Origin of the sequence: Alloscardovia venturai (assembly GCF_042676605.1) — a bacterium.
GTDB lineage: Bacteria > Actinomycetota > Actinomycetes > Actinomycetales > Bifidobacteriaceae > Alloscardovia > Alloscardovia venturai.
Window position 1 is genome coordinate 18,557 of the sequence record NZ_JBHTHQ010000005.1, and the last position, 25,377, is coordinate 43,933.

23 protein-coding genes are annotated in these 25,377 nt (G+C 45.7%); 4 read left to right on the forward strand and 19 right to left on the reverse strand.

What is annotated here, in order from left to right:
* The first annotated feature begins 148 nt into the window (after positions 1 to 148).
* Complete coding sequence (locus ACFQY8_RS00245; RefSeq protein WP_377937492.1) at positions 149 to 2,638, forward strand: HAD-IC family P-type ATPase; 2,490 nt, start codon at positions 149 to 151, stop codon at positions 2,636 to 2,638.
* 76 nt (positions 2,639 to 2,714) lie between these two features.
* Here ACFQY8_RS00245 and ACFQY8_RS00250 read toward each other — a convergent pair whose 3' ends face one another.
* From ACFQY8_RS00250 to ACFQY8_RS00265, 4 genes are all read right to left on the reverse strand, one after another.
* Positions 2,715 to 2,837, reverse strand: coding sequence for a hypothetical protein (locus ACFQY8_RS00250; protein ID WP_377937493.1), 123 nt, complete (start codon positions 2,835 to 2,837; stop codon positions 2,715 to 2,717).
* Positions 2,834 to 3,202, reverse strand: coding sequence for a GNAT family N-acetyltransferase (locus tag ACFQY8_RS00255; RefSeq protein ID WP_377937495.1), 369 nt, complete (start codon positions 3,200 to 3,202; stop codon positions 2,834 to 2,836). The genes ACFQY8_RS00250 and ACFQY8_RS00255 overlap by 4 nt, the downstream gene beginning before the upstream one ends.
* Complete coding sequence (locus ACFQY8_RS00260) at positions 3,202 to 3,645, reverse strand: GNAT family N-acetyltransferase (protein ID WP_377937497.1); 444 nt, start codon at positions 3,643 to 3,645, stop codon at positions 3,202 to 3,204. Before ACFQY8_RS00260 ends, ACFQY8_RS00255 begins: the two co-directional genes overlap by 1 nt.
* A gap of 75 nt (positions 3,646 to 3,720) precedes the next feature.
* Positions 3,721 to 4,308, reverse strand: a complete 588-nt coding sequence (locus ACFQY8_RS00265; RefSeq protein ID WP_377937499.1) for an NUDIX domain-containing protein — start codon at positions 4,306 to 4,308, stop codon at positions 3,721 to 3,723.
* Between the two features lie 542 nt (positions 4,309 to 4,850).
* Between ACFQY8_RS00265 and ACFQY8_RS00270 the strand changes: the two genes are divergently transcribed.
* The 3 genes from ACFQY8_RS00270 (at position 4,851) to ACFQY8_RS00280 (ending at position 7,679) form a co-directional block, all read left to right on the forward strand.
* Positions 4,851 to 6,062, forward strand: coding sequence for a hypothetical protein (locus tag ACFQY8_RS00270; protein ID WP_377937501.1), 1,212 nt, complete (start codon positions 4,851 to 4,853; stop codon positions 6,060 to 6,062).
* A gap of 6 nt (positions 6,063 to 6,068) precedes the next feature.
* Positions 6,069 to 6,743, forward strand: a complete 675-nt coding sequence (locus tag ACFQY8_RS00275) for a hypothetical protein (protein ID WP_377937503.1) — start codon at positions 6,069 to 6,071, stop codon at positions 6,741 to 6,743.
* A gap of 468 nt (positions 6,744 to 7,211) precedes the next feature.
* Positions 7,212 to 7,679 carry a DUF5085 family protein gene (locus ACFQY8_RS00280; RefSeq protein WP_377937504.1) on the forward strand — a complete coding sequence of 156 codons (468 nt, stop codon included), beginning with the start codon at positions 7,212 to 7,214 and terminating at the stop codon, positions 7,677 to 7,679.
* A 205-nt stretch (positions 7,680 to 7,884) separates the two neighbouring features.
* Here the strand turns inward: ACFQY8_RS00280 and clpB are convergent, their stop codons facing one another.
* The 15 genes from clpB to ACFQY8_RS00355 form a co-directional block, all read right to left on the reverse strand.
* The gene (gene clpB / locus ACFQY8_RS00285; RefSeq protein WP_377937506.1) at positions 7,885 to 10,563 is read right to left on the reverse strand and encodes an ATP-dependent chaperone ClpB; all 2,679 of its coding nucleotides are present in this window, start codon (positions 10,561 to 10,563) and stop codon (positions 7,885 to 7,887) included.
* Between the two features lie 177 nt (positions 10,564 to 10,740).
* Positions 10,741 to 11,739: a nucleoside hydrolase gene (locus ACFQY8_RS00290; RefSeq protein ID WP_377937507.1), complete on the reverse strand. Its 999-nt coding sequence runs from the start codon at positions 11,737 to 11,739 to the stop codon at positions 10,741 to 10,743.
* Between the two features lie 15 nt (positions 11,740 to 11,754).
* Entirely contained in the window at positions 11,755 to 12,864 is a 1,110-nt protein-coding gene (locus tag ACFQY8_RS00295) for an ABC transporter substrate-binding protein (RefSeq protein ID WP_377937565.1), read from the reverse strand.
* Between the two features lie 218 nt (positions 12,865 to 13,082).
* Complete coding sequence (locus ACFQY8_RS00300) at positions 13,083 to 13,499, reverse strand: hypothetical protein (RefSeq protein WP_377937509.1); 417 nt, start codon at positions 13,497 to 13,499, stop codon at positions 13,083 to 13,085.
* A 3-nt stretch (positions 13,500 to 13,502) separates the two neighbouring features.
* Positions 13,503 to 13,829: a hypothetical protein gene (locus ACFQY8_RS00305; RefSeq protein ID WP_377937510.1), complete on the reverse strand. Its 327-nt coding sequence runs from the start codon at positions 13,827 to 13,829 to the stop codon at positions 13,503 to 13,505.
* Positions 13,819 to 15,105 (reverse strand): hypothetical protein, encoded by a 1,287-nt coding sequence (locus ACFQY8_RS00310; protein ID WP_377937512.1) that lies wholly within the window; start codon positions 15,103 to 15,105, stop codon positions 13,819 to 13,821. Before ACFQY8_RS00310 ends, ACFQY8_RS00305 begins: the two co-directional genes overlap by 11 nt.
* Before the next feature lie 15 nt (positions 15,106 to 15,120).
* Positions 15,121 to 15,537, reverse strand: coding sequence for a DUF1310 family protein (locus ACFQY8_RS00315; RefSeq protein ID WP_377937514.1), 417 nt, complete (start codon positions 15,535 to 15,537; stop codon positions 15,121 to 15,123).
* Between the two features lie 200 nt (positions 15,538 to 15,737).
* A complete protein-coding gene (locus ACFQY8_RS00320) occupies positions 15,738 to 16,160 on the reverse strand; it encodes a DUF1310 family protein (RefSeq protein WP_377937516.1) in 423 nt (140 codons plus the stop codon).
* Positions 16,161 to 16,439: 279 nt separating this feature from the next.
* Positions 16,440 to 17,849: a diaminopimelate decarboxylase gene (gene lysA / locus ACFQY8_RS00325; RefSeq protein ID WP_377937518.1), complete on the reverse strand. Its 1,410-nt coding sequence runs from the start codon at positions 17,847 to 17,849 to the stop codon at positions 16,440 to 16,442.
* A gap of 137 nt (positions 17,850 to 17,986) precedes the next feature.
* Positions 17,987 to 19,759 (reverse strand): arginine--tRNA ligase, encoded by a 1,773-nt coding sequence (argS, locus tag ACFQY8_RS00330; RefSeq protein ID WP_377937519.1) that lies wholly within the window; start codon positions 19,757 to 19,759, stop codon positions 17,987 to 17,989.
* Positions 19,760 to 19,822: 63 nt separating this feature from the next.
* Positions 19,823 to 20,137 (reverse strand): hypothetical protein, encoded by a 315-nt coding sequence (locus tag ACFQY8_RS00335; protein ID WP_377937521.1) that lies wholly within the window; start codon positions 20,135 to 20,137, stop codon positions 19,823 to 19,825.
* Positions 20,138 to 20,257: 120 nt separating this feature from the next.
* Complete coding sequence (locus tag ACFQY8_RS00340) at positions 20,258 to 20,650, reverse strand: Rid family detoxifying hydrolase (protein ID WP_377937522.1); 393 nt, start codon at positions 20,648 to 20,650, stop codon at positions 20,258 to 20,260.
* Between the two features lie 129 nt (positions 20,651 to 20,779).
* Positions 20,780 to 23,299, reverse strand: coding sequence for a glycoside hydrolase family 31 protein (locus ACFQY8_RS00345; protein WP_377937524.1), 2,520 nt, complete (start codon positions 23,297 to 23,299; stop codon positions 20,780 to 20,782).
* 304 nt (positions 23,300 to 23,603) lie between these two features.
* A complete protein-coding gene (locus ACFQY8_RS00350) occupies positions 23,604 to 24,437 on the reverse strand; it encodes a carbohydrate ABC transporter permease (RefSeq protein WP_377937526.1) in 834 nt (277 codons plus the stop codon).
* Positions 24,437 to 25,342, reverse strand: coding sequence for a carbohydrate ABC transporter permease (locus tag ACFQY8_RS00355; RefSeq protein ID WP_377937528.1), 906 nt, complete (start codon positions 25,340 to 25,342; stop codon positions 24,437 to 24,439). The genes ACFQY8_RS00350 and ACFQY8_RS00355 overlap by 1 nt, the downstream gene beginning before the upstream one ends.
* Between the last annotated feature and the right edge of the window lie 35 nt (positions 25,343 to 25,377).

Below are 25,377 nucleotides of genomic sequence, written 5' to 3' on the forward strand. Positions count from 1 at the left end.
TATCGCTGTGTAACGCGACGCGCAAAAGAACGTATAGAAACCTTTCACTAACAGCTCACAATTTGAAATCCATGGAATACAACACACAACTAGACCGTTAGTACTAGCGTTAGCACATAAGAAACATGGAAGTAGTAAGGACAAAGTCGTGGCTGTTCTTTATATCATAGTTGCAGCTCTCATCACTGCCGCGCTCCTTTGGTTTTTCTTTGCCCCGCAAAAAGGCGGAAAAACAACTGTTACAGGACATACACAGCACATTGACGTCGAAGTCAATGGGGGTTACTCGCCAGCTCTTATCCAAGCTGAGGCCGGTAAGCCATTAACTATTCATTTTGATCGAAAAGAAACTGGAGAGTGCACATCGCATGTCGTCTTCTCTGATCTCGGCATTGATGCCACGCTTCCCGGGAACCGCACCACGGCAGTTACTCTTCCTCCTTTAAAGGCGGGAGACTATCCATTCGCATGTGGTATGAATATGATACACGGCATGCTGCGCGTGAGCGGTGAAACTCAATCTGACAATCTTGCAAGCGTAAGCGAGCACGAGCGCAATCTCGAACATAATCTGCTGGCAGAACGCGCCACCAATTCAGCCAATGCAGCGGATAGCAATAGCACGCGTGAACGAGATGCAGAAATTGCATTGCTTAAGAAGAAATTCCTCATCGGAATGATTTTCACAATTCCTGTCTTCGTTTTAAGTATGGCATCAATGTTTTGGGGACAAAACCTCCCAACATGGCTCACTTCCCCATGGCTTCAAGCAATCCTCGTCACTCCCGTAATGTTCTATACAGGGTGGGATATCCACCGCATTGGTTGGAATGCCATAATCCACCGAAACCCTGAGATGAATGCCCTCGTCACTATGGGCACAACGGCGGCGTATCTCTTTAGCTGGGTTGTGACTGTGATTCCGCAGGCGCTCCCCCTCAACGCACGTCATGCTTATTTCGACTCGGTGGGTGTAGTACTCACTCTCGTCGTCATGGGCTCTCTACTCGAGTCCCGCGCACGTGCGGGTACAGGAGATGCTATCCAAGCACTCATGAAACTTCGCCCAGACGCCGCTCTCGTCATCACTGAAGAAGAACTACGTAACGAATCCTGGAAACTTCCACAAGTAGGACGTAGCATATCTATTGCTGACATCAAAACTGATGATTTAGTCAAAGTCCCTGGCGGAGACACCATTCCTAACGACGGTAAAATTGTAGCTGGCATAGCACATGTCGACGAATCTATGATTACCGGAGAATCTAAACCTGTAGAACGAACTTTAGGGGACTTCGTAACGGGCGGCACCATGGCGCTGGACGCTCCGCTCGTGCTACGAGTAACCCATACAGGTTCCGACACCGTCCTCTCTCAAATCGTGCAGCTTGTCTCATCCGCTCAGGCGAGTAAAGCACCCGTGCAGGCTCTTGCTGATAGAATTGCAAAAATTTTCGTACCTGTCGTCTTCACTATCGCCCTGTGGACCTTCACACTATGGCTAAGCTTCGGCCCACAGCCACAGCTGACGTATGCGCTCACTACTGCAGTGACCGTACTTATCATCGCGTGCCCTTGTGCGCTTGGACTTGCCACACCGCTGTCAGTGACCGCAGGCATAGGAGTTGGAGCCAAGAACGGCATACTCATTTCCTCAGCTCAAGCTCTGGAAAACGCGCGACATATTAAGACCGTTGTCTTCGATAAGACAGGAACCATCACAGAAGGCAAAGCAGAAGTACGCGATGCTTCTGATGGCACAATCTCTTATGCAAGTGACCCTATCAAGTCATCTTCTCCAGCGGCAATTGCTGAGCTTAAAGCTCTGGGAATTCGTACCATTATGCTTTCTGGCGATAAGGCTGAGACCGCTGAACGCGTGGCACGCGAAGCGGGGATTGACACCGTCATCAGTGAAGTCAAGCCAGACGGCAAAGCTTTTTGGATTTCTCATATCCAGAGCCAAGTATCTTCAGCAGCTTCCAAACACCTTGTCGCTATGGTGGGTGATGGTATCAACGATGCCCCAGCTCTCGCGCAGGCGGATCTCGGTTTTGCTATGGGGACCGGTACCGACATTGCTATGAAGTCTGCCGACGTTACTCTCATGACCGGTGAGCTCAACGGCGTAGCACGCATGATTCGTCTAAGCCGTGTAACCATGCGCAATATCCATCAAAACTTGGGATTTGCATTCGGATATAACATCATCGGAATTATCATCGCATCCGGTTTGCTCTACCCGCTCACTGGGTGGCTTCTTAGCCCAATGATTGCAGGACTTGCGATGTCACTAAGTTCTGTGTCACTCATCACGAATGCAAGCCGACTGCGCGCGGTTGACATCACACAGTCGCGCGTCACCTTTGACTCATCATCTACATCCACAAACCCACAAGTTATCATTGATGACAGTACCCACTCACAACAAGGAGAACTCATGTTTGAATTTTTGAAGAAGAAGTCCGCACACACAGATATTGAAGATGGATTAGAACACGTTCTTACTGACCCTGTATGCGGTATGAGCGTTACTCAAGACCAGAATCCATTTGCATACGGCGACAAGGCATATCACTTCTGCTCCGAGCATTGCTTAGAAACTTTCAAGTCGAATCCTGCTCAGTACGCGAAGTAAGCTGACTTTTTAGAGATTAGCTAGGACTAGAACTTATTATCAATTCTAGTCCTAGCTATTTAATTGCTGAGAGATTTTACAGCTCTATCCAGTACCGCTCATGATGGTTGCGAACATCTTCAAGCACGCCACCTTGGGAAAGAATCGTGCGGCGACTTTCCTCATTCGATTCATCACATGTGATAAGTACATGGTTCAAACCAAGCTCACGGCACTCTCTAGACCGAGCGCAAGTTGTTCCTTTGCATATCCTTTTCGACGTTCAGATGGACGAATTCCGTACCCAATATGCCCACCATAGTTCAGCAAATGTTCATTCAGTTTTAAACGCACATTAAGTACGCCTATAGCTTTACCATCTTTGAAACTCACAAATTCAACTGCAGGCACAAATCCCTCAGGCGGGTTCATACGACTTTGCTCACACATTGCAAGCCACTGCTCAAAGTTAAACTTTCCCGATTCCCACATTCCGCCATCATGAGCGGAATTCTCTTGTTCGAAATCAGCAACCATCTGTTCAATAGCAGCTTTATCAGCAACTGTCGGTTCTCGAAGAATCATTATTCAGTCTCCCGCACATCTTTACCCATAGTTATAGAATCGTAACACTCACCTTCCCATTCAAAAACCCCAACCTCACGAGATATCTCCTGCATTCCTAATTTCTTTGCAAGAGCAAGCATTCGAAAACCACCGCTCCATGAAGTTGCCGTAATTCTCACAATTTTAGGATGCTTTATACGAAGTTGTGCCATCCATTGACTCATAGCGGCATAACCCACACCTTGATGCCAGTATGAATCATCGTAGATGATGATGCCCAATTCAACTGTGTGGAAAGAATCATCATGAGGTGTGGAGAAGATAATTCCTACGAGAACATCATCCACATAAATTCCAGGATTCAAAGAATTTTTAAAGAAAGAGAACTTTTTCAGAAACGTATCAAACGTATAGGCATAGTAATCGTTGTAGAATGGACCATTTCCATACGTCCAAGGCATATTTGCTTTCGAGCAAGCCTATCTTCCAGAGTCGTACATAGTCGGTTTCAGGAATGCGCTTGAGGGTAACTTCCACTACTTCTCCCTTACGAACTCTCTCAATGCCAATGCACAGCGCTGATCGAGCACGCCTTCTTCACCACGAATCAAAGCAGCTGCTTCTTTACGATTCACCCAACGAATTGTAATATCCTCGGTCTCCTCGAGCTGCTGCTGAGCATCTTCTTGCAAAGGATCTGCTGTGACGTATACGAATGCCACGGATTCATTGCTAAAACCTGCAGAGGTATAGGTCGGAGGGATAATTTCGTCTACGCTCACCGCATCATATCCAGTCTCTTCCTTAAGTTCACGCAACGCTGCGGCCTCAAAGGACGTATCATCAGGATCAATTAGGCCGGCGGGAAATTCCCAAATATAGCCATTTACTGCAGGACGATACTGGCGAATTACAAGCATCTGATCGTCACCCACTGACCGCACTATGACAGCTACAGCATCACCCGTCTCACGCGGAAGATCTTCAAGACACTTCACTACATTTCGCGTAGCGATGGTGTAAACATTCTTTTTCCCGTTATCAAGTGCCACATCAATGTTGTATGTATGCAAGAACCGACTAGGAACTTCCATAGGATTTGCAGAAATACTTATATTTTTCATAATCTTACTATAAAGCGAAGCGACGGAAAATTGTCATTAATACCTCTCACACCACCTATTGGGCACCTGTACACAAGCAACTTTTTGAATCGATATGTGATAAATTTTAGGTCTGCTTTGTAACCTATACTAAAGAGTGCAAGGGAAAGTATGAGGAGGCACTAAGATAGACAAACTAAAAATCTCAGAAGCTACTTTAAGTGCTATAGCCGATACTCTTAAATCGATTAAAGAACAAACAATAATTTTTAATCTCCCGCATATAAGTGAGGTTGGTTCTCCTGCTTTCACTAATACTATTGAGCAGGTGGGGGCTACTTTTATGAACGCTGAGACAGTCTTAGATGGGGCGCTTTCAGCCGGTGTTGGTTTTATAGAACAGGTTGGCAGTTTAAGTTCACAGTTAGACAACGATATGTCTCACAGCATCAGTAGTACTACAAGGTAGATTTATGCCATACTTGCCACATGCAGACTAGGCTTTACTCGGTGTTAAAGATAACCCAATTCCAGGAAGTTCTGAAGATATACGCTCAGTCGCCATGCAGTATTCGAACTATGCAGCCTCTATCAATAATTCAGCATCAACTATTACCTCGATAAATACTAGTAACCTTGCGGGTGCTTTTGTATCCACAATCTTGACCCTTAAAACGAATTTAAAAACTCACATTGCTACGTTGTATAACTCAGCCGAAAACATAAGTTCACTTCTTTATAAATGGGCTGAAACAGTAGAATGCGATCAAGAGAATATGAGCAATATCTACGACAAAGCCTTACAAATATCTCAAAGTATTAGTCGATACAAAGTTCTATCTATCGAGACATACAACAACCAGGATGAGATTACAAAGAGTTTTACGCTTAATTACGACAATATGATAGAGGAGGCTCAACATAGTCTCAATGACTATCGTCGACAGGCACAAACACTCGAATGCGATCACGCGTCAGAAGAGAATGCAATAAATAACGCAATAAGTTCAGCAATGGCTGGCTTGAGTCAATATTCTACCCAACTCTTTTCTGGAGAAGCTATTGCATCGGCAGTTGTTGGATTCTTTGACGATACAAGAAATGAACAATCTGCATTAAAGTATTTACATAATGAAGGTATTGATATTTTCAAGATAGAAAAATCCCTTGCCTACGCTACTGATACACGTAAGCGCCTTCGCGTGTATGCAGATGGTAAACCTCTTTACGATTTCAAGAGTAATAAGTATTTTAAGACTGGAAAAAAATTAAAAGAAAAAACAGGATACGACATCGCAAAAGCTTCCTTCGCATTCACTGGTAAAGGGAAGTTTAACATTAAAGCAATGCACAATGCCGGGAAAGAAGCCTTCACAGATAGCTTGAATATTATTTCTGATTTCAGATGTTGGGAGGGGGTTTCTAAACTTACCAAGGCGAGTAAAAGTTTAGGGATAGCTGGAACTGCCATAACAATCGGCAGTGATATCTATGACAATTTTGCTGGTGGAAATACTACATTTTCAGCAGCACATAAAATTGCAAATACTGCGGGAGACGTTGGCGTTGATATGGCGGTGGGTGCAAGTGCAGCATACGTTGGCGCTTCTGTGGGCTCCTTAATCGTTCCACCTGTAGGAACAGTAGTCGGCGCCGCAGCTGGCGGAGCTTTAGGCGTATTATCCACTCTGCAAGTTCCTGGAGTAGATAAATCTGTGACAGATATAGCAAAAGATGGTGTGCACCATATCACAAGTTTCCTTTTCCGAGAATAATAGTTAGTGAAAATTATGACACGAAGTATAAAACGTTTTACTCATCCTCTTCTTGCCCTTCCTACAGAAGATACTTGGCCTGTCATTCCTATCATTAATCTCATTCTTAGCATAATTCCTCTTGTAGGAGCGCTTTATCAGCCAGGTGATACTATAGGATTTTTTAAGTATGCCCTTCTCTTCTTTGACTTTACTAGCATCATGAGTATCATAGCTACCCCGCTGTGGAGAAAAAATCATCTTTCTAAGGTTATCTTTTTTACATTAGCTATACTTAATAGCATTTCAACTATCTTCAATTTTGAGGTAGCAATCGACGGTGTCATCTTTCAGCAGCAAACCCTTACTTATGTACAGACTCTCTACTCATGGAAAAGCATATTATTCCTTGCATTCCAGCTTACTATCTCTATTGTATTTGGAGTTTTCTTTTCCTTTCCATATCTCCATCACAATGTCAAGTATAAAAAGAAATATAGGAAACTCAATATGCAAACTCGCTGCTTCTGGCTACTACTTCCAATAGTATTTATCGCAATCATATTGTTCCACGGTGCCATAGGTAGAGTTTTACTCACTTGTATCTCTCCGTTATTCTCAGCGACTCTCACTATTATGGTGGTCGATAGCATCTTTGGTCTGCTCCATGCTCTAGCAAATAGAAAGACAATAAATGCCTAGTACATCTTCCACACAAAACCTCTCTATACCTCATTTCTTCGGCACGACAGTTTGTTTCGACGAGGCCCATAGCGGTCGTGAACTATGCCAAATTAGTTTTGATTATGGGCGCTTACTAATGCAAGAAAATCTAAACTTCATCTGTCCAGATGGTCCAATCGTCTATGAGTGCACTCTTGCTAATATATTTCAACATCACTATTTAGTAAGAATTGGGTATTCATGTATCGATGCACACGCAAGAAACTCTCTTAATCAGTCTTCAAACATAGAATTGGAAGATATTCTTCTCAGAAATGTACCTCTTAATCGAGTTGATCCATCGATTGTCGATACTATTTATGATAAGTTTGATGACACTTCTTCACGCTACCCGTTGAAAGATACCTCGTTATGGCATGTTATCAGACACATAGACAATAAGCTTTTTGTGGATATTTATACAGCAACAGCAGCGAGAGATTTCTCATGAAATTAATAACAGAACCTGGAGTCTATGTCAGTGAGCATTTCGAAGCAGAAAATGTTCTTCGATTTCATCTAAAATTTCATTATTCACAATTTTCTAAAAAACTGGAAGACTGTGTTATACGTGCCCGAAAATATTCGGCAACTATTATAGGGAGCTTCTATAGCTTCAATAATGTACCTCAAGATGAAATAGTTGACACAGAGTTTTTCTTTATCACTGAAGAAACCTATCTTGATATTCCCGGTACGATATTCTCTAGCTACTTCGAACTTAACAATCTTATCTCTATTGATGTGACGCATGATTATGAAATAGGCACTGAAATTGCCTACGCTAAGTTAATTAATACTTATCACGCTAACAATATGCAGATTAATTCACCCTTTTATCATTTTCCTCATATCCCTATAGATGATAGCAATAGCCAGCCTAGTATGACGATAGCTACTGCATACGCATTCTGATGCCCATACTGTAATCGCCACAGTCTTTCCTTGAGATATGTCTCATTCTAAAGAGATCCTAAAAGACAAGCCCTCCACAAATATCTATAAAGCTATCACGTATTAAACTGCTCCGTGATTAGATGGAAACTATTATTTATAGTCCGGCAACCACGGAGCAGTTCAATATGAAACTACCCTTAGCAATCAAGATCAGATATCATTCCTATGCCTCCTGAGCACTAGTGCCACCGTCAGCACTACCTTCAGCATTATCCTCAAACTTCAAATCATCACTAGCCCAGCTGGACAGCTCTAAATGCTCGCCACCGGTTTGGTCCACAAGTACGGTATCGCCATCATGAACCTTACCGGACAAGAGCATACGCGCAAGCTGATCACCCACTTCGCTTTGTACCAAGCGGCGCAATGGACGCGCACCATAAGCTGGATCATAGCCCATATCCGCTAGCCATTCACGAGCGGACTTCGTCACGTCAAGCACGATACGACGGTCAGTCAATCGAGATGCCACAGCATTGACTTGGATATCAACGATGTTTGCAAGCTCATCGCGGGTAAGTGGCTCAAAGACAATCAAATCATCTAAACGGTTGATAAATTCAGGCTTAAAGTGTGCATGGACAGCTTCCATGACAGCACTCTTGCGCGCTTCACCTTCAAGCTCACCAGACACAAGGAACTGGGAGCCAAGGTTGGACGTCATAATCAAGATAGTGTTCTTGAAGTCTACCGTGCGACCTTGCCCGTCGGTCAAGCGTCCATCATCGAGCACTTGGAGAAGGATGTCAAAGACCTCAGGGTGAGCCTTCTCCACCTCATCGAAGAGCACAACGGAGTATGGACGACGCCGTACAGCCTCAGTGAGCTGACCGCCCTCTTCATATCCGATATAGCCAGGCGCAGCACCGATGAGACGCGACACGGATGCCTTCTCCATATACTCACTCATATCGATGCGCACTACCGCACGCTCATCGTCGAAGAGGAAGTCTGCCAGTGACTTAGCAAGTTCAGTCTTACCCACACCAGTCGGCCCAAGGAACATAAAGCTAGCAGTTGGACGGTTTGGATCGGAGATACCTGCACGGGAGCGGCGAACAGCATCAGATACGGCTTTCACAGCTTCCTTCTGACCAATGACACGCTTACCAAGCTCCTCTTCCATATGAAGAAGCTTCTCATTTTCGCCCTGCATCAATCGCCCTACAGGAATGCCAGTCCAGTCAGATACGATGGATGCGATGGAATCTGCATCAACGTGATCTGGAACCATTGGCTCGTGGTCATTAGTCTCAGAACTATCAGCTGCACCATTTTCCTCATCATGCTTTTCAGCCTCAGCAAGCTCCTTTTGAATAGCAGGAATCTCACCGTAGAGGATGCGAGATGCTTTTTCCAAGTCTCCCTCACGCGTTGCCTTATCAGCCTCTACGCGCAAAGAGTCAAGCTTAACCCGCAAATCACCGACCTTGTTATGTCCGCTCTTTTCAGCTTCCCAACGAGCATTGAGTGCCGCGAGCTTTTCACGAGTATCCGCTAATTCAGCTTGAAGTTTCTCAAGACGCTCCTTCGAAGCCACATCTTCAGACTTCTTGAGCTGCATCTCTTCCATCTCCAAGCGAGTCACTCGACGTGTCAGCTCATCAATTTCCTCAGGAGATGAGTCGAGTTCCATACGCAGATGTGCTGCTGCCTCATCAACTAAATCAATAGCCTTATCAGGAAGCTGACGACCGGAAATGTAACGATGTGATAGTGTAGCCGCCGCTACAAGCGCGTCATCGCCAATAGTTACCTTATGATGCGCCTCATAACGCTCCTTTAGACCACGAAGGATTGCTACAGTATCCTCTACGCTCGGCTCACCGACGAATACCTGCTGGAAACGACGTTCTAGAGCAGGGTCCTTCTCAATGTTTTCGCGATACTCGTCCAACGTCGTTGCGCCAACCAAGCGAAGTTCGCCGCGGGCTAGCATAGGCTTGAGCATGTTACCTGCATCCATAGAGCCTTCCGTAGCACCCGCGCCGACAATGGTATGAATCTCATCGATAAAGGTAATGATATTACCATCAGAGCGCTTAATCTCATCGAGGACGGCCTTCAACCGTTCCTCAAATTCTCCGCGGTACTTAGAACCTGCCACCATAGACGCCATATCTAGGGTGACAACACGCTTATTTTGCAGTGTCGTTGGCACATCGCCTGCGACGACTCGCTGTGCCAAGCCTTCGACGACAGCGGTTTTACCGACACCAGGCTCGCCGATAAGGACTGGATTGTTCTTCGTACGACGGCTCAAAATTTGGATAACTCGGCGAATTTCCTTATCTCGACCGATGACTGGATCAAGTTTGCCTTCGCGAGCGCGAGCGGTCAAATCTGTAGAGTACTTTTCCAACGCCTTGTATGAGCCTTCAGCATCTGGAGATGTCACTTTTGCTCCACCTCGTACCTCAGGCACAGCCTTCTTCAAAGCCTGTGCACTTGCACCATACTTTTTGAGAATATTCGCTGCTTCAGAATTTCCTTGAGCAATCGCAATGAGAAGGTGCTCCGTGGAGATGTACTCATCTCCCATGTCCTTCATTACTTTTTGAGCATCAACAAGTGCTGCCTCTACAGATCGAGATGCACTTGCTTGAGTAGCTGAAGCACCAGATACTCGAGGAAGGGCGACAAGAGCTTGACGCACACTTGCGCCTATTGTTCCTGCATCCGCTCCAGCCGTCTCTAGCAATCCGCGCACCACACCTTGCTCTTGTGTCAGCATGGCAACTACGAGGTGCAACGTCTCGACCTGCGGATTTCCCGCAGCCGATGCACTCTGCACAGCGCTCGACAGAGCTTCTTGAGCCATAGTGGTGAATTTCTGTTCCATATCAGACCTCCACTTGTCTTTCTTGAGAGCTGTACATCGCACGTTCAGCACAGCTCGGTTTTCGTGTTTCTGATATATACAACAGTCCATTACAGCAAAAATTCCCAAAAGTTGAGTGAAGATGGCTCAACTTTTGAGAACTACTTAGAATCTGAGAAATCTGAGAAATACTGCAGTCTATACAGCACCAAGTATTGCATTCATACGGTTAAACGCCTTGAAAGTTCTCGCCTCCCACTCACCTACAAAACGCTGCGCATCCACATCTAACGCCATGCGCACATGTTCAGCTGGTTCATTAATGAGCTGAGGATCACCCACAGTACGCCCGCGCTGCGGACCTTCTAAATCCACCATAAGATTGATAGGGAAACATTGCACCAGCGTAGGGTCCAGCGCCACTGCGACAGCAAGCGGGTCATGAAGTGGTGAACCTTTAAGAAAGACAGAATCCGCTTGCTCGTTCGCATTGATGTAATAGCGCATAGCATCTGCCACAAAACGTCCTGCTTTACCACCTCTCACAGCAAATTCCTTCATATGAGCACGTTGCATCAGACTCTTATGCGTGACGTCGATGCCTACGACAGTGATATCCGCACCAGAGTGGAATACACGATTTGCAGCTTCAGGGTCGTTGACCATATTGGTCTCCGAGATAAGGTTATAACAGTTCCCCGGCTGCGTTAAAGCTCCACCCATGATGACAAGTTTGAGTTTCGGAGCAAGATGTGGATGACGGCTTAGCATCGCATCGATATTCGTCAGCGGACCAGTAGCGATAACAGTAAGCTCCGTGCCATATTCGTGAACCGCTTGCGCTTCAAAATCAACACCGTGAGGACGTATGTCTCCATGCGCCACACTCTTCGGAATGCTAAGATGCGCACCACCCCACCCATTCTTGCCATGGAAGCGCTCACATCCCTCATCTACTTCATAGTCTCCGTCAGTCAAATCAAAAGATGGCTTGGAAATACCGCGGAATGCAGGAATATGCGCACACCCTGCAGCATCAAGCAAAGCTCGATTATTGCGAGTTGCTTGCTTCTCTGTGACATTGCCAAAGGTGCCCACGACACCAAGCATATCTATGTCATCTGAGCCAAAAAGATACAAGAGTGCGAGAGTATCATCGATTCCTGTGTCACAATCCATAATGATGCGCTGAGTCATGTTCTATCCTCGTATTTACTGTATATCTTTCATGATGCGACTTCCCTGAGAAAGGAACTCATCATCAATTTGTTCGGTGGCGACAGGCGCCTTTGTGACCTTCTGATTATTTGCATCCGTATACGCTCCAGCGTCGGCAACGAAGTCAAAATATTTTTGCGCGCTTTCAGGGTCTGGAGTCCCTATCGTGAACTTCCCTGACTTTACATCCTCACGTGATCCCCAGTAGTTTCCCTCAGTAATGACTTTCATAGAGCGCTTGACAAATGCAAGGTTAAGGTTTGCATCTTTCGCCTGCTTAACCAGTATGGAAGCCGCTTCATCAGGATGCATATAAGCGTATGTATATCCTTTTTGAATAGCTCGAGTGAAACCTTTCACCGTTTTCTTGTCGTGAGAAATCTCATTTTCTGAAGTAATCACACCGATTTCGTCTGCATTTCCTGGGACGCCGTAGTCAGGTTCACTCCAGCAGTTGAGCTTCGGACCATACATTTGAGCTTGCACGCCTTCCCATGTGGAGTAAAATCCACCAAAGTCAGCCTTTTTTGAATTCAGCGTCTGGAACGTGCTCGTGCCTACAGTGACTTTATCAAACTTACCTTTACCACCGTCGGTCTGAACCATACGCTTAATGACAGCATCAGATTCATTCGCACCAAAAGTAGCAAAAGTCTTGCCGTCGAAATCTTTTGGCGACTTAATTGACGTATTTGAAGCAAGAGAGCACCAAATCGCTGATGTGCGCTGCTGAATTTGAGCGATAAGCTTGAGCTTTGCATCCTTGATATTTGCTACACCTACATTGAAGGTATTTGACAACGCAAAATTTGCAGCGCCTGTAGAAACTGCCTGCTCGGCTCCCGCCTGCGATGTAGCGAGAATGCTGACGTTAAGTCCTTCTTGTTTGAAATAACCCTTCGCAATTGCTACATACGCACCGATATGGTTTGTATCAGGTGCCCAGCTGAGCATAAAGGAAACGTTTTTTAATTTTCCGTCAGCCGAATTTTTTGAAGCAGATGAAGAGGAACCTCCACAAGCTGCGAGACTTACTGTAAGCGCGAATGCAGATATGCCTGCAAGAGTTGTCGATACAATACGACGAAGTGACGTTCGTGGCATCATGAACCTAAACTTTCTCTCAAAATTTCTTGCCATTTGTCTACCAAATCACTGCAATGCTGCGCAATTTAGCTCGCAACTGCACACCAGAAATGATGAAAGGTATGTGCGCTGCGGATTTAAGTTTTAATGTGCGTTGTATTTGAAACCATTTTCATGCAACTGTTAAAGGATAAGCGCCACACACGACGTTGTATCACACAGTTGCGTATTCACTATCACTCAACAATTATGAGAGCTGTATGTGCTTGCGCCTGAGCAGAATCTCTGAGTTTGTCATATTCTTTGCGAATTTCCTTTGCTTTATCCTGCGCTGCAGTACTGAAAGTGCCAAATATCGCATCTCGAGCATCGGATTCAAGTTTTGTCAAAGTTTCGCTTGCAAGTTGCGCTTGAGTTTGGACTGCAAGCTCATATTCCATCTTCTCATTCGCAAGAGTTACTTGAGCGCTTTGCACATTAAAGTTCCGCACCATGCTCTTCACAAACTCTTTCTTCACAGCCTGAGTCGCACCAGTAAGACCATCCCACGCTTTTCCTAACAGACCTACAACATCAACGCTTGTACCAGCTTGAGATGGAGAAGGCGAACGATCGATATAGGCATAAGTCTTATCATAATTTACGTCATCCATCTGCTACTCCTCCTCTGCTCTCTCTAGAGACCTTCTATACTCGGCGTTGATCCGCTCTTCATCGTCATCAAGTTTTGCCATAAACTTCTTATACGATCTGTCACTTGCTTGACTATATTGTGTAAATATTCGTTCGCCACCCCGTATAATTTCTGGGTCAGGGTTCTCATGTGTATGCGTATATTCATCTATAGCATCACGTGTGACAGTTTCGAAAAACATACGCAGTTCCCGATACTGCCACTCAGCTTCCTCTCGCTTACGTTTAATAACCGTTCGCGCTTGATCGTAAGCTTCCTCAAGCTCCTCTATTTTCCTATTATTCATCATGAAGCTTTTCCGCGGCTTGCGCCAGAGTCATATCTTCGCTATTGACCTGAACGATGAAGTTATCAATATCTGTACTCAACGTATTCAGTCGAGTATTGAGCTTTTCTAACGTAGTTTTGTATCCACTTAATACGGTCAGTGTGTCAGCAATATCAGAAGAGCCAACTTTGCCCTCACTGTATAACTCCGATACTTCGCTGCTCGACAGAGTACCTTGTGCGAACCACGGGACTTGCGTTGTCGCCACTTTCAACTTTTCGAGTTCAGTCTTAACTGTGCTGTCGGTCTGTGCTATGCCATCCACGGCAGTCTCACCCACCCGCGCGTAACTCTTACTTAAAATAGTGGCAAGTTCTTCATCTAGCTGCAACTTCTCAGCGTCAGTGAAACCACCGTGAGAGTATTCACACTTATGCTGTGCAAGAGCTTGGAGGGAACGCTCAGCAATGTTGGTTGTCTGAACAGCGGAAGGACCTGCTTGCACTTTGAGCTTTCCGTTCTTATCGAACTGATAGCCACCCCACATATGCTGGTTAGCAATCCAATCTTTAGGATTATCAGTCTTCGCCCATATGCTATCGATGATATGTACTTCCCCTACAGCTGCTGCTTTCCCGCTCTTATATCCGTACGGAACTACATCTTTCTCATCGACATAATTGTGAACGACACCACGCATTGTAAGCATATCAGCTTGCTTTTTCTGCGTTTGCGAAAGGTCATTATAAATATTTGGTCCCTCATACAGATATGCGCTAACAACACGATTAGGGTCACTAGCATTCGCCACAGCATACTGGCCATTCATCGAGCCTAATGAATGACCATATACAGTAACGTCTGCGTTAGGATCAGCAAGATATTTATTCAATAACTTGGAAGCTGCTTTTGCTTGATCGCTAATCGCCGGCGCATGTACGTCATAAGCCCCTTGCATGCCCTTCACATCGTATGATTGTGATGCTGTAGATCTATTAAGAGCATTCGCCACGTCATCCAAATGAAAATCATGCACGACCTGACCAGCATCCGCCTGTATCCAGTCAGTTTCCCGTTGGCTCGACCCCTGATAAAGAATCGTATAATGATGCTTGCCTTGACTATCTGAATTATCCAAGACATACGCGTCTAACCCCGTCGAATCTTTCGTATGGCTATGTACTTCGACTACAGTACCTAACTTGTGGCTATCTACCTTATAACCCTTGCCAAGTCTGAGCTCTTTATACTCCATCTCCGCAGCTCGTTTTCGCTGCTTATCAGTCCATTCATTCATTACTATCTACCTCCCCTAATTTCCCGACGCATTGGGGTACTTCTTAACAACTTCTGGAGAATACCCGCGATATCCTAGCTCATAATTACCGTCGTGTTGAGGATTAGCAATAAGATAATCAAATCTCAGGCTCTTATCATCATTGATGTACAAAGTGATGTCAATACCACCCATCGGATTAATCGCACTCTGCGAATCATCAATCACATAACTTTTAATATCACTCTTATTCGTCAAAGCATTCGGATCAAGCCTACGCAAATCAGACTCAATAAGCTTCGCCACCTTCCCACTATGCACCACCTCATACACAGCATCCTTCTCCGACTTCTGCATAAAAAACTTACCTCCAAAAACAAGAGCTATCACAACAACAATCCCAGCACAAACAACAAAAAACCAAAACCACCAAGACCCACGAAAACCCTTCACCACTCCACCTCCGCACACAGGGCACGAGAAAAAGTCACAACTCATCTCTTAAGTAATATTCCGCTTATCCAACTAATAATATGCTCAAACGATTTAAATTACCAAGCACCAAGTGAAATATCCAAGTTCTGTATAATAGCTCAACAGTCGGTGTCATAACTACATGACTCATGCATTAACTCCGCACTTGAGTCAAATTCTTAGTTCCCGTCTCCTAGTGCGTTAGGATACTTATTGTAAATCTGCGGTGGATACCCCTGATACCCTAGCTCATAATTACCGTCGTGTTGAGGATTATCAATGAGATAGTCAACGTCCAAATTTTTATCGCCATTGATATAAATCGTGATGTCAATACCACCCATCGGATTAATCGCACTCTGCGAATCATCAATCACATAACTTTTAATATCACTCTTATTCGTCAAAGCATTCGGATCAAGCCTACGCAAATCAGACTCAATAAGCTTCGCCACCTTCCCACTATGCACCACCTCATACACAGCATCCTTCTCCGACTTCTGCATAAAAAACTTACCTCCAAAAACAAGAGCTATCACAACAACAATCCCAGCACAAACAACAAAAAACCAAAACCACCAAGACCCACGAAAACCCTTCATTACTCCTCCTTCATACCTCATATTATTAAAAGAAGCACGCGGGTACAACCCCACAAAACCATAGAGAAAGCTAAAAATAGACCGTGCTTTCGTACACTTCAACTAAATTGAGTTTCGTAGCATCTCTTCACTCTAAAAGTAGTACCTTCAAAGCACAAAGTAAGAGTAACTTATACACGAAGTTCAGCGACCGATAGCACGAGCAAGAATGCAGACACGAAATAGAATAGGTATCGTGTCTGCATTCTGAAGGTGGTGATTCGCCCCTCCCCAACAAACTTATTCGCTCACGTCAAGTTGTAGTAAGTCATCAACCGTTTCACGTCGTATCATGACATGCGAACCATTATCATCTACCGCTGCAACTGCAGGACGAAGAAACTGATTGTAATTGCTCGCCATGGTACGCCCATATGCGCCTGTGACAGGGACAGCAAGCAAATCTCCGCGCCTGATATCAGCGGGAAGCTGCACGTCACGAGCCACAATATCGCCAGACTCGCAGTGAGAGCCGACTACTCGCGCGAGTACTGTTTCAGCACTACTAGACCGATTAGCAAGGGTGGCAGTATAGGCTGCCCCATAGAGAGCTGGACGGATATTATCACTCATACCACCGTCGATGCTGACATACACGCGTCTTTTGCCCCCGTCAAGGTGCACAGTCTTAACCGTCCCTACGTGATATAAGGTATACCCAGCAGGAGCTACAATCCATCGACCTGGCTCAAAACTGATGACGGGGAGAGGAAGTCCTGCCCTCGCAGAGTCGTCCTTCATAGTCTGCGCAATGCGCTGCATGGTATCAGCTATATCCATAGACGCGTCACCTTCGACGTACGCTACGGAATATCCACCACCTAAATCAATTTCAGGGGCAACAAATCCATCTGTCGCGTAAAATGCACGACGCAGTACCATCACACGCTCTGCCGCAGCGATAAAAGCATCAGCATCATGGATTTGAGAGCCTATATGCGAGTGAATCCCCACAAATTCAAGGTCTTCGCTATGCTCAAGTATTTCATGCATAGCAGCTACAGCAGGACCATGAGCTACCTGATCAAAGAATTGTGCAGACTGGACATCTTCAATCTCGCCATGATCAGGAGGAAGCAAAGCGATGCCAAACTTCTGGTCCTCATGCGCGGTCGAAATGTACTCATGACCCCCAGCATGAACCCCCACAGTGACACGCAGCATGACGCGAGCGCGCTTACCCAATTCATGAGCAATTGCAGCCACACGGTCAGCTTCATGAGGCTCATCAAGTACAATCTTGTCAAAATCATGCTCAATAGCTAAACGAATTTCCTCATCAGACTTATTATTTCCATGGAGTACCAAACGGCGTCCTAGAACTCCAGCGGCAAGAGCAATCTTCATTTCCCCCAATGAACATGTATCCACATACATACCTTGCTCAGTCACGATACGAGCGATCTCTTTCGATAGGAACGCTTTGCCAGCAAAGCTCACGTGTGTAGTCACGTTACTGAAAGCATCTCGGACAGTCTGCACGAAATAGCGAGCGCGATCTGCCACATCGCGCACGTCCATGACATACAGAGGCGTACCATATAATGCAGCGAGCTTTTCAAAGGTCTCACCGCGGTCATTCATAGCACCAGTATGCTTGTCAAGCGAAACGCCACTTGGCCAAATTCGAGTGATATCTGGAGTTGCCATACTATGCTCCATTTCCGAGGAAACTCCTCTGAGCTACGCCGTAGTACTGTACTACAGAATTCCTGTAATCTTCTTCAATGATAAAGGCGCCGACCGATGAGCCAACGCCTTTATCTCACATTCCTAAGAAAGTAAAATTACATCTTCTCCGGAGCTGAGACTCCCAAAAGAGCTAAAGCGTTTGCAAGAATTTGCTGCGCCGCGTCATTGAGCTTCAAACGTGCCGCTGCACGAGCAGGCTCAGGATTCTTTGCGAGACGTATCTCATCGGCATCATCGCGAGCTTCTTCTGCGCCTGTCAATTTCATCGGCACGACGCGCTCTGACGCATACCATTTATGGTACTTGCCGGCAAGATCTTCGACATAATGTGCTATACGGTGAGGTTCACGCAAATCACCCGCAGCAGTCACAACTGCTGGGTAGAGTGCAAGCTGAGCGAGAAGTTCAGAATCCACCGCGGTATCCAGCAACCCCAAGTCAGCACCTTCGAAAGAAATGCCAGCTACAGCTGCGTTACGGTCTACATTCTTAGAACGTGCATATGCGTACTGGACGTAGTAGACGGGGTTCTCATTCGTGTGAGAAGCGAGTAAACCAAGATCAATATCGAGGTTCTGATTGTACGAAGTTCTCACAAGGGAATACCGCGCCGCATCCACTCCTACAGCATCAACAAGATCGTCAATGGTGATAACGTTTCCAGCACGCTTACTCATCTTGACAGCCTCGCCGTTCTTCATAACGTTGACGAGCTGACCGATGAGAATTTGCATATTCTTGCCTGGCTCATCACCGAATGCTGCACACACAGCCATCATGCGACCGATGTAACCGTGATGATCTGCACCAAGCATGTAAATTGCCACATCAGCAGGGTTATGCTTACGACGACGCTTATTAAGATAGTATGCGATATCTCCCGCAATATATGCAGCATTGCCATCGGATTTAATGATGACCCGATCTTTATCATCGCCATATTTTGTAGACTTAAACCAGACAGCGCCATCCTTTTCAAAGATATCGCCCTGCTCGCGAAGCTCAGCAATCGCGCGATCTACTTCGCCAGATTCGTAAACAGAATTCTCATGGAAATACACGTCGAAATCTACACGGAAATCCTTCATAGATTGTTTGATTTCATCAAACATCATAGGGACTGCGCGCTTGCGGAATTCCTCACGCTGCTGAGAGTCTCCTTCAGCACCATCATCGCCCTTCACGCGTGGGAGAGACAGCACATCTACGCCTTCAGCCTTGCCCTGCTCCACCACTCGAGTGGCAATGTCATTAATATATGCACCTTTATATCCATCTTCAGGAGTTGCTTCGCCGTGTACTGCCGCGACGAGTGATTTTGCAAAACGGTCAATCTGAGTGCCATGATCGTTGAAATAATACTCACGAACGACTTTAGAGCCATTTGCTTCAAGCACGCGAGCCATCGAATCACCCACTGCTGCCCAGCGCGTACCACCGATATGGATAGGCCCAGTAGGATTTGCTGATACAAACTCAAGATTAAGAGTCTGCCCTGCAAGATGCTCATTTGTACCAAACGTCGTCCCCTGCTCGAGGACCGTATCAACAATGGCCGCAGCGGACGCTGAATCAAGCACAATGTTGATAAATCCCGGCCCTGCAATATCTACGCTAGCAATGCCGTCTGCCTTTTCAAGCTCAGCAGCAAAAAGCGAAGCAAAATCGCGAGGTGCCATACCTGCTTTCTTAGCGAGCTGCATCGCAATGTTTGTCGACCAGTCTCCGTGCGCACGGTCTTTTGGTCGCATAACAGCGAGCTTTTCTACTGCCGGAATCTGATCAATGGTTAAATCGCCTGCTTTTCCGGACTCTACTAAACCGGTGGCGATATCAAAAATTAACTGTGCAAGTGCTTCTGGACTCATGGAATCTTAGTTTAATGGCGACGGCATACACGAAAACACGTGACGACGAAACTCATAGAAATCTTAAACACCTTTATGTGAGCGCTTCTTGATTGCCAACTGAATCTTCTTTATGGCAAAAGGCAGGAATACAAAAATCAAAACTGCTCCGATGAAAATTATTATTCCCGTAACTCTACCGTTATCGTACGATGTCGCGGTAATAAGCCATATAAAGATAGCTGGAGCACCGAAGACGACATAACCTAACAAGATATATAATCCCGCAAGAAACCCAACATCAACCCAGGATTCTGGTATGAACTTCGCAATGAGTAGAAGCACTCTCGCAACGAGTAGAAATACACCCAGAATAAGTGCCGGTAGTAGCAAAAGCATGTGGTTTCTCCTCGTAGACTCATTAACTCTCCATGACCATGGAATAACTAACTAAACAACACCCTGCCAAAATGCCTTCTAGCACTTCGGCAGGGTGCTCTTCTCGTCAAAACTATTTACCTATTCATTCGCTACAGCGATAGCATCAATTTCCACCACAGCGCCTGGCTTAGGTATGACATTGGAGCCGAATGCTACACGAGCAGGTTGCACATCGCCATCAAAGAATTTTGCGTACTCAGCATTGACCTCAGCAAAGTCATTTGCATCCTTCATGTAAATCGTCGCACGAACCACGTTTTTCATGGATGTACCAGCAGCTTGCAAGATATTTTCAATGTTTTGCATAGCACGCTGAGTTTGAATACCCGCACCCGCGCCTGCAAGTTCACCAGTCTCAGGATCAATGCCGAGCTGACCAGATACAAATACGAAACCATTTGCCTTTACACCTTGGCTGTAGGCACCAAGAGCTTCAGGCGCGCCAGATGTTGCTACTTCTTCGATAGCCATATAATTCTCCTCTGATAAACTCGATTTTCTGATTTTATCCCTACCATACAGCAAAGGCGGTTCGTAGACCGCAATCAGTCCACAAACCGCCCTTCTGTTAGCTCATCAGTTCAGACACTCAAAGCTCACTTATGAGCGGAACATGATCTCTTCAAAAGCAGATACCACTTCTGAAGGAATACGCTCAGTTACCATATGCTCCGGGGTATGTCCGTGAAGACCATACTCGTAGTCAAACTTTTGAGCACCAATCGAGGCAATTTCACGCACATCGCCACTCTTGGCAACGGTGTAGATAGCTTCCTTCATGTTGTAAGCAATCTGCGTATCAAGAAGCATCTTACGAGTATCTTCAGCAACAGGGTTTGCCGCAGGCTTTACAATGCTTGCAAACTCAGTCTTCAAACCCTCTGTAGAAGACACGGCTTCAAACTCATATGAAGCGCTCATAGTCTCCTCATCGTAAGAGTATGACACTACGTGTGCACCCTTTACGGCACTTTCACCAAGGTTATCTACGCCACGCACAGTGAGTGTCCATGTACGCTGAGCAGGTACAGCAGTCACATCACCATCTACACCCGCAACAGTAAATCGCTGCCCATCCCATGTCAGCTTCGTACGAGCAGTCTTGCCCTTACGAGCATCGTTAAACAAGCCATCATCTTCAATGAGAGTGAACTCGCCTTTCTCGCTACTGCCTGGGAAAACGATAACTTCAAAAGCAGAAGGATTTGCAACGGAGTTGATTCTGTCTCCTTCCTCAAGCTGAGCAAGTGGAACGAGCGCGCCAGCGGGAGCGAACACCGGTTGCTTGTCAAGAGCACGCCACGCTTCAAACTTGCGACCATTCTTCTGAGCGAGATAACGACGCCCGCTAAAGAAGTCAAACCATTCGCCCTCTGGAAGCCATACATCTGCTTTTGCCTTTGCTACGTTCTTGTCTGATGGCGATGTAATAGGTGCCATAACAAGCTGCGTACCAAACCAGAATTCAGTCTTATTTGAATAAGCGTCCACATTGTCAGGCTCACTCCAGTACATCGGCTCGATAATAGGCTCGCCGTCATTGTGAGCACGATAATTCATCGTATATACGTATGGAATCAAGCGATGACGAAGCTGTAACGTATCGACCATTGCCCGACGAACTTCAGGACGGAAATTCCACGGTTCCTTTGAAGTAAAGGCAGAGTTCGAGGAGTGTAAACGATTAATTGGAGCGAATGTACCATACTGATACCAACGAGCTTCCAATTCATCATCGCGATAACCCATCATGTGACCGCCGATATCGTGGCTCCACCAACCAAAGCCAATATTTGATGCCGTAGCGGTAAATTCTGGCTGGAAACGCAAAGACTCCCACGAAACTATAGAATCACCAGAGAACCCTACTGGATAGCGGTGAGAACCAGGACCTGCATAGCGCGAGAAGGTCAACGGCCACTTACCATCACGCGCAGAGTCGATGTAGTGCACGTGGTTAAGCATCCACAGTGGGTCAAGCCCAGGCTGGCGAGTGACGCCACCCTGCTGCCAATCAATCCACCAGAAGTTCACGCCTTCATCTTCCAAGTCATGGTGCATATCAAAATAGCCGTCCATGAACTGTGGATTGGTCAAATCAAATTCAACAGTCTCATCAGTTGCAGGATCGATACCAACCTTTTCGGCAATCTTCTTGTATGGTTTCTCATAACCACGTACGCCATCGCGAGGATGGATGTTGAGAGTAGTCTTAAGGCCGCGATCCTTGAGGTCCGCAAGAAGCTTGACATGGTCTGGATACAAATCTTCATTCCACGTGTATCCAGTCCAACCATAACCATACTTAGGGTCGATATCCGTGATATGCCAATCCATATCAATCACAGCCGTCGTGAATGGGATACCTTCCTTCTTGAAGCGATCATGAAGCTTCAAGTACTCATCCTGAGTATATGCGTAGTAGCGGCTCCACCAGTTGCCCAGAGCCCAGCGAGGCAGCAGCGGCTGAGGACCAGTGAGCTTATAGAAGTCCTTCATCGCTTCCTTGTAGTTATGCGCATAACCGAAGAAGTAGAAATCTGTCTCTTTGTGATCACGAGAGGACACACGCCAACCGCCAGCATTGATATTTTCTTCGCCAAACGCAGCTTTTGGAGAAGCACCTTCGTACGCTACGACATTTGACTTTGAATCGTCCAAAATTGCCCAGCCATCGATGGAGAGTACGCCCTCTTCAAGCTCGCAGCGGCCGTCAATCGTATCCAATGTACGATATGTACCGCGCAAATTGCCCGGCGCATCGTCGCCATAGTGCCATGTATTAAACTGCGATGTGGTCAAGTGCTTGACGACAACGGAGAGACCTTCCTTGCTAAAAGGCTTCTTATCATACGTCACATAAAGTTCACCCGTATCAATGATGAGCAAACCGTCACGCTCAGATACGTTGACAGTCACATCATCGCTAAAGTCACGATTAACAACTACCTGAGTAGCGTTATCCTCGAAAACTCCGCTATCTGACCACTCAAATCGCAACAGAGAATTTGTAATCACTCCAATGCGCCATTTATCACCGGCAATAACATGTTCCGAATTCATATGAGGCTTTGACATGCTTACAAACTCTGCGTAAGCACCATTACCCTGTGCGCTCATATCAAGCTCCTTCGCTCAAAAGTTTTTTGATATACGGTATGCAAATATTCTAACGCATACTCTCTAAAAATGACAACGTTTGCAAAATAATTTTTGTGTTGGACTCTTTGCTATTTCTATTAGTTTTCCTGACTTAATACGTAATACAATAATTTATTCATTCATAATTTTGCAAAATGAAAGAAAGACTTGTGAGTATCGTTTTCACACCCGCCCCACATTGAGTATTCCTAATACTCAAAAGTTTTCGGACAGTTTGTACGATATCGTACGCACTGTCCGGGAAAAAGTGAGTGTTCTAAAATTACTTAGTCGATCCGGTAGCTATACCAGCGATGAATTGTTTCTGGAAAATCAAATAAACGATAATCACAGGAACAATTGCCAACGACGTAGCCGCAAATAGCCCACCGTAGTCCGTACCATACTGCCCATTAAACGCCTTCAGCCCCACAGCAAGCAGCTGCTTCTCATCGGTGGTAATCATCAAGAACGGCCACAGATAGTCTTCCCAATTCCACAGGAACGTGAAGATTGCCAGCGCGGCGATGGTGTTGTGACTCAGAGGCAGAATCAGGCTGTGGAACACACGGAAATCACTTGCACCATCAAGTTTCGCAGCTTCGATAAGTTCATCAGAAATCCCTGATATCGACTGGCGGAAAAGGAAGATACCAAATCCAGAAATCATGGATGGGATAATCAGCGCCTTGTAAGAGTCCATCCACCCAAACTGCTGCATCATTTCATACTGAGGGATGATAGTTACTGCCCATGGAATCATCATCGTTGACATAACGACACCAAAGAGGAAATCGCGCCCAAAGAAACGCATCTTTGAGAAGACAAATCCCAACAATGCCGATGTATAGATAATAATGACCGTCTTAGTAATCGCGATAAACAGCGAGTTTGCAAACAAACGGAAGAAGTTGAAGTTGTTCTGTATATTGACATAATTTTCGAGAGTCGACGGTTTAGGGAACAAACCACCGTTGATTGCCACAATGTCACTATTAGGCGCAAACGATGAGACAAACATCCACAAGAATGGGACGATGACGACGAACGCAATGAGGAACAAGATAATAGTGAGAAGAATGGAGCCAATACGCTGACCGAGAGTTACTTTCTTCATTATGACAACGCCTCCGTGCTATCTCCAGAAATCTTAAACATGATCAGAGTGAGGATGCCGGTAAAGATGAACAGAATCACTGCTTGTGCGGATGCCACACCAAAGTTGTACTTCTGGAATGCCTGATCAAAAATCAAGTAAGAAATAGTGTATGTCGAGGTGCCAGGCCCCCCTTCAGTCATCACGAGGAACTGCACATACGCCTGTAGATAGCTAATCATCGACGTAATGACGATGAACAGTGTCGTCGACTTCAGGAGCGGAAGCGTGATTTTGAAGAAAATCTGCACCGAATTTGCTCCATCAATTTCCGCCGCTTCATACACATCACGTGGTAAATTCATCAGACCCGCGAGGTAGAGCACCGTTGCGTAGCCGAAGTCCTTCCAAATGGTCATGATGATAACTGCCGGCATAGCCCAGTGCGAGTCATGAAGCCAATTGACATTGAGCCCCGTTACCTTATCAATCATCCCAAACTGCGGGTCAAACATCCACAACCATACAAAGGACACAGCTACTAACGGCGTAATTGTCGGCATATAGAACAGACCACGTAACGTGTCTTTCGCATGTATAAGGCGCGAACTCAAAAGGAGCGCAAGACCAAGCCCCAGAACCACTCTAAAAAGTGTCGACCAGAAAAGGAACACACCTGTATTTGCCATGGACTTCCAAAATAGACCATCGGTAAATACGCCTATGTAGTTATCAAATCCTACCCATTCATATGTTCCGTTGAGCGGATTCCAATTATGCAAGCTACCAGCAAATGCCTTAAAAATAGGATACGCCAAGAAGATTGCAAAATATACTACAAGAAACGTTACAGCAACATTTCTCAAGGAAAATATTCGTTCTACTGTCGATTTTAGTGTAGCCTGAGGCTTTATCTCGCGTGTCATAGTTATCTCTGCTATCTCTCTTACGTGACTAACCT

Bases quoted from the DNA above. Each gene is read 5' to 3' on its own strand.
- ACFQY8_RS00305 (WP_377937510.1), bottom strand. From the start codon at position 13,829: ATGATGAATAATAGGAAAATAGAGGAGCTTGAGGAAGCTTACGATCAA.
- ACFQY8_RS00260 (WP_377937497.1), bottom strand. From the start codon at position 3,645: ATGCCTTGGACGTATGGAAATGGTCCATTCTACAACGATTACTATGCC.
- ACFQY8_RS00280 (WP_377937504.1), top strand. From the start codon at position 7,212: ATGAAATTAATAACAGAACCTGGAGTCTATGTCAGTGAGCATTTCGAA.
- ACFQY8_RS00295 (WP_377937565.1), bottom strand. From the start codon at position 12,864: ATGCCACGAACGTCACTTCGTCGTATTGTATCGACAACTCTTGCAGGC.
- ACFQY8_RS00335 (WP_377937521.1), bottom strand. From the start codon at position 20,137: ATGCTTTTGCTACTACCGGCACTTATTCTGGGTGTATTTCTACTCGTT.
- argS (WP_377937519.1), bottom strand. From the start codon at position 19,759: ATGAGTCCAGAAGCACTTGCACAGTTAATTTTTGATATCGCCACCGGT.
- ACFQY8_RS00265 (WP_377937499.1), bottom strand. From the start codon at position 4,308: ATGAAAAATATAAGTATTTCTGCAAATCCTATGGAAGTTCCTAGTCGG.
- ACFQY8_RS00310 (WP_377937512.1), bottom strand. From the start codon at position 15,105: ATGAATGAATGGACTGATAAGCAGCGAAAACGAGCTGCGGAGATGGAG.
- ACFQY8_RS00290 (WP_377937507.1), bottom strand. From the start codon at position 11,739: ATGACTCAGCGCATCATTATGGATTGTGACACAGGAATCGATGATACT.
- clpB (WP_377937506.1), bottom strand. From the start codon at position 10,563: ATGGAACAGAAATTCACCACTATGGCTCAAGAAGCTCTGTCGAGCGCT.
- lysA (WP_377937518.1), bottom strand. From the start codon at position 17,849: ATGGCAACTCCAGATATCACTCGAATTTGGCCAAGTGGCGTTTCGCTT.
- ACFQY8_RS00340 (WP_377937522.1), bottom strand. From the start codon at position 20,650: ATGGCTATCGAAGAAGTAGCAACATCTGGCGCGCCTGAAGCTCTTGGT.
- ACFQY8_RS00255 (WP_377937495.1), bottom strand. From the start codon at position 3,202: ATGATTCTTCGAGAACCGACAGTTGCTGATAAAGCTGCTATTGAACAG.
- ACFQY8_RS00320 (WP_377937516.1), bottom strand. From the start codon at position 16,160: ATGAAGGGTTTTCGTGGGTCTTGGTGGTTTTGGTTTTTTGTTGTTTGT.
- ACFQY8_RS00300 (WP_377937509.1), bottom strand. From the start codon at position 13,499: ATGGATGACGTAAATTATGATAAGACTTATGCCTATATCGATCGTTCG.
- ACFQY8_RS00350 (WP_377937526.1), bottom strand. From the start codon at position 24,437: ATGAAGAAAGTAACTCTCGGTCAGCGTATTGGCTCCATTCTTCTCACT.
- ACFQY8_RS00345 (WP_377937524.1), bottom strand. From the start codon at position 23,299: ATGAGCGCACAGGGTAATGGTGCTTACGCAGAGTTTGTAAGCATGTCA.
- ACFQY8_RS00270 (WP_377937501.1), top strand. From the start codon at position 4,851: ATGCAGTATTCGAACTATGCAGCCTCTATCAATAATTCAGCATCAACT.
- ACFQY8_RS00355 (WP_377937528.1), bottom strand. From the start codon at position 25,342: ATGACACGCGAGATAAAGCCTCAGGCTACACTAAAATCGACAGTAGAA.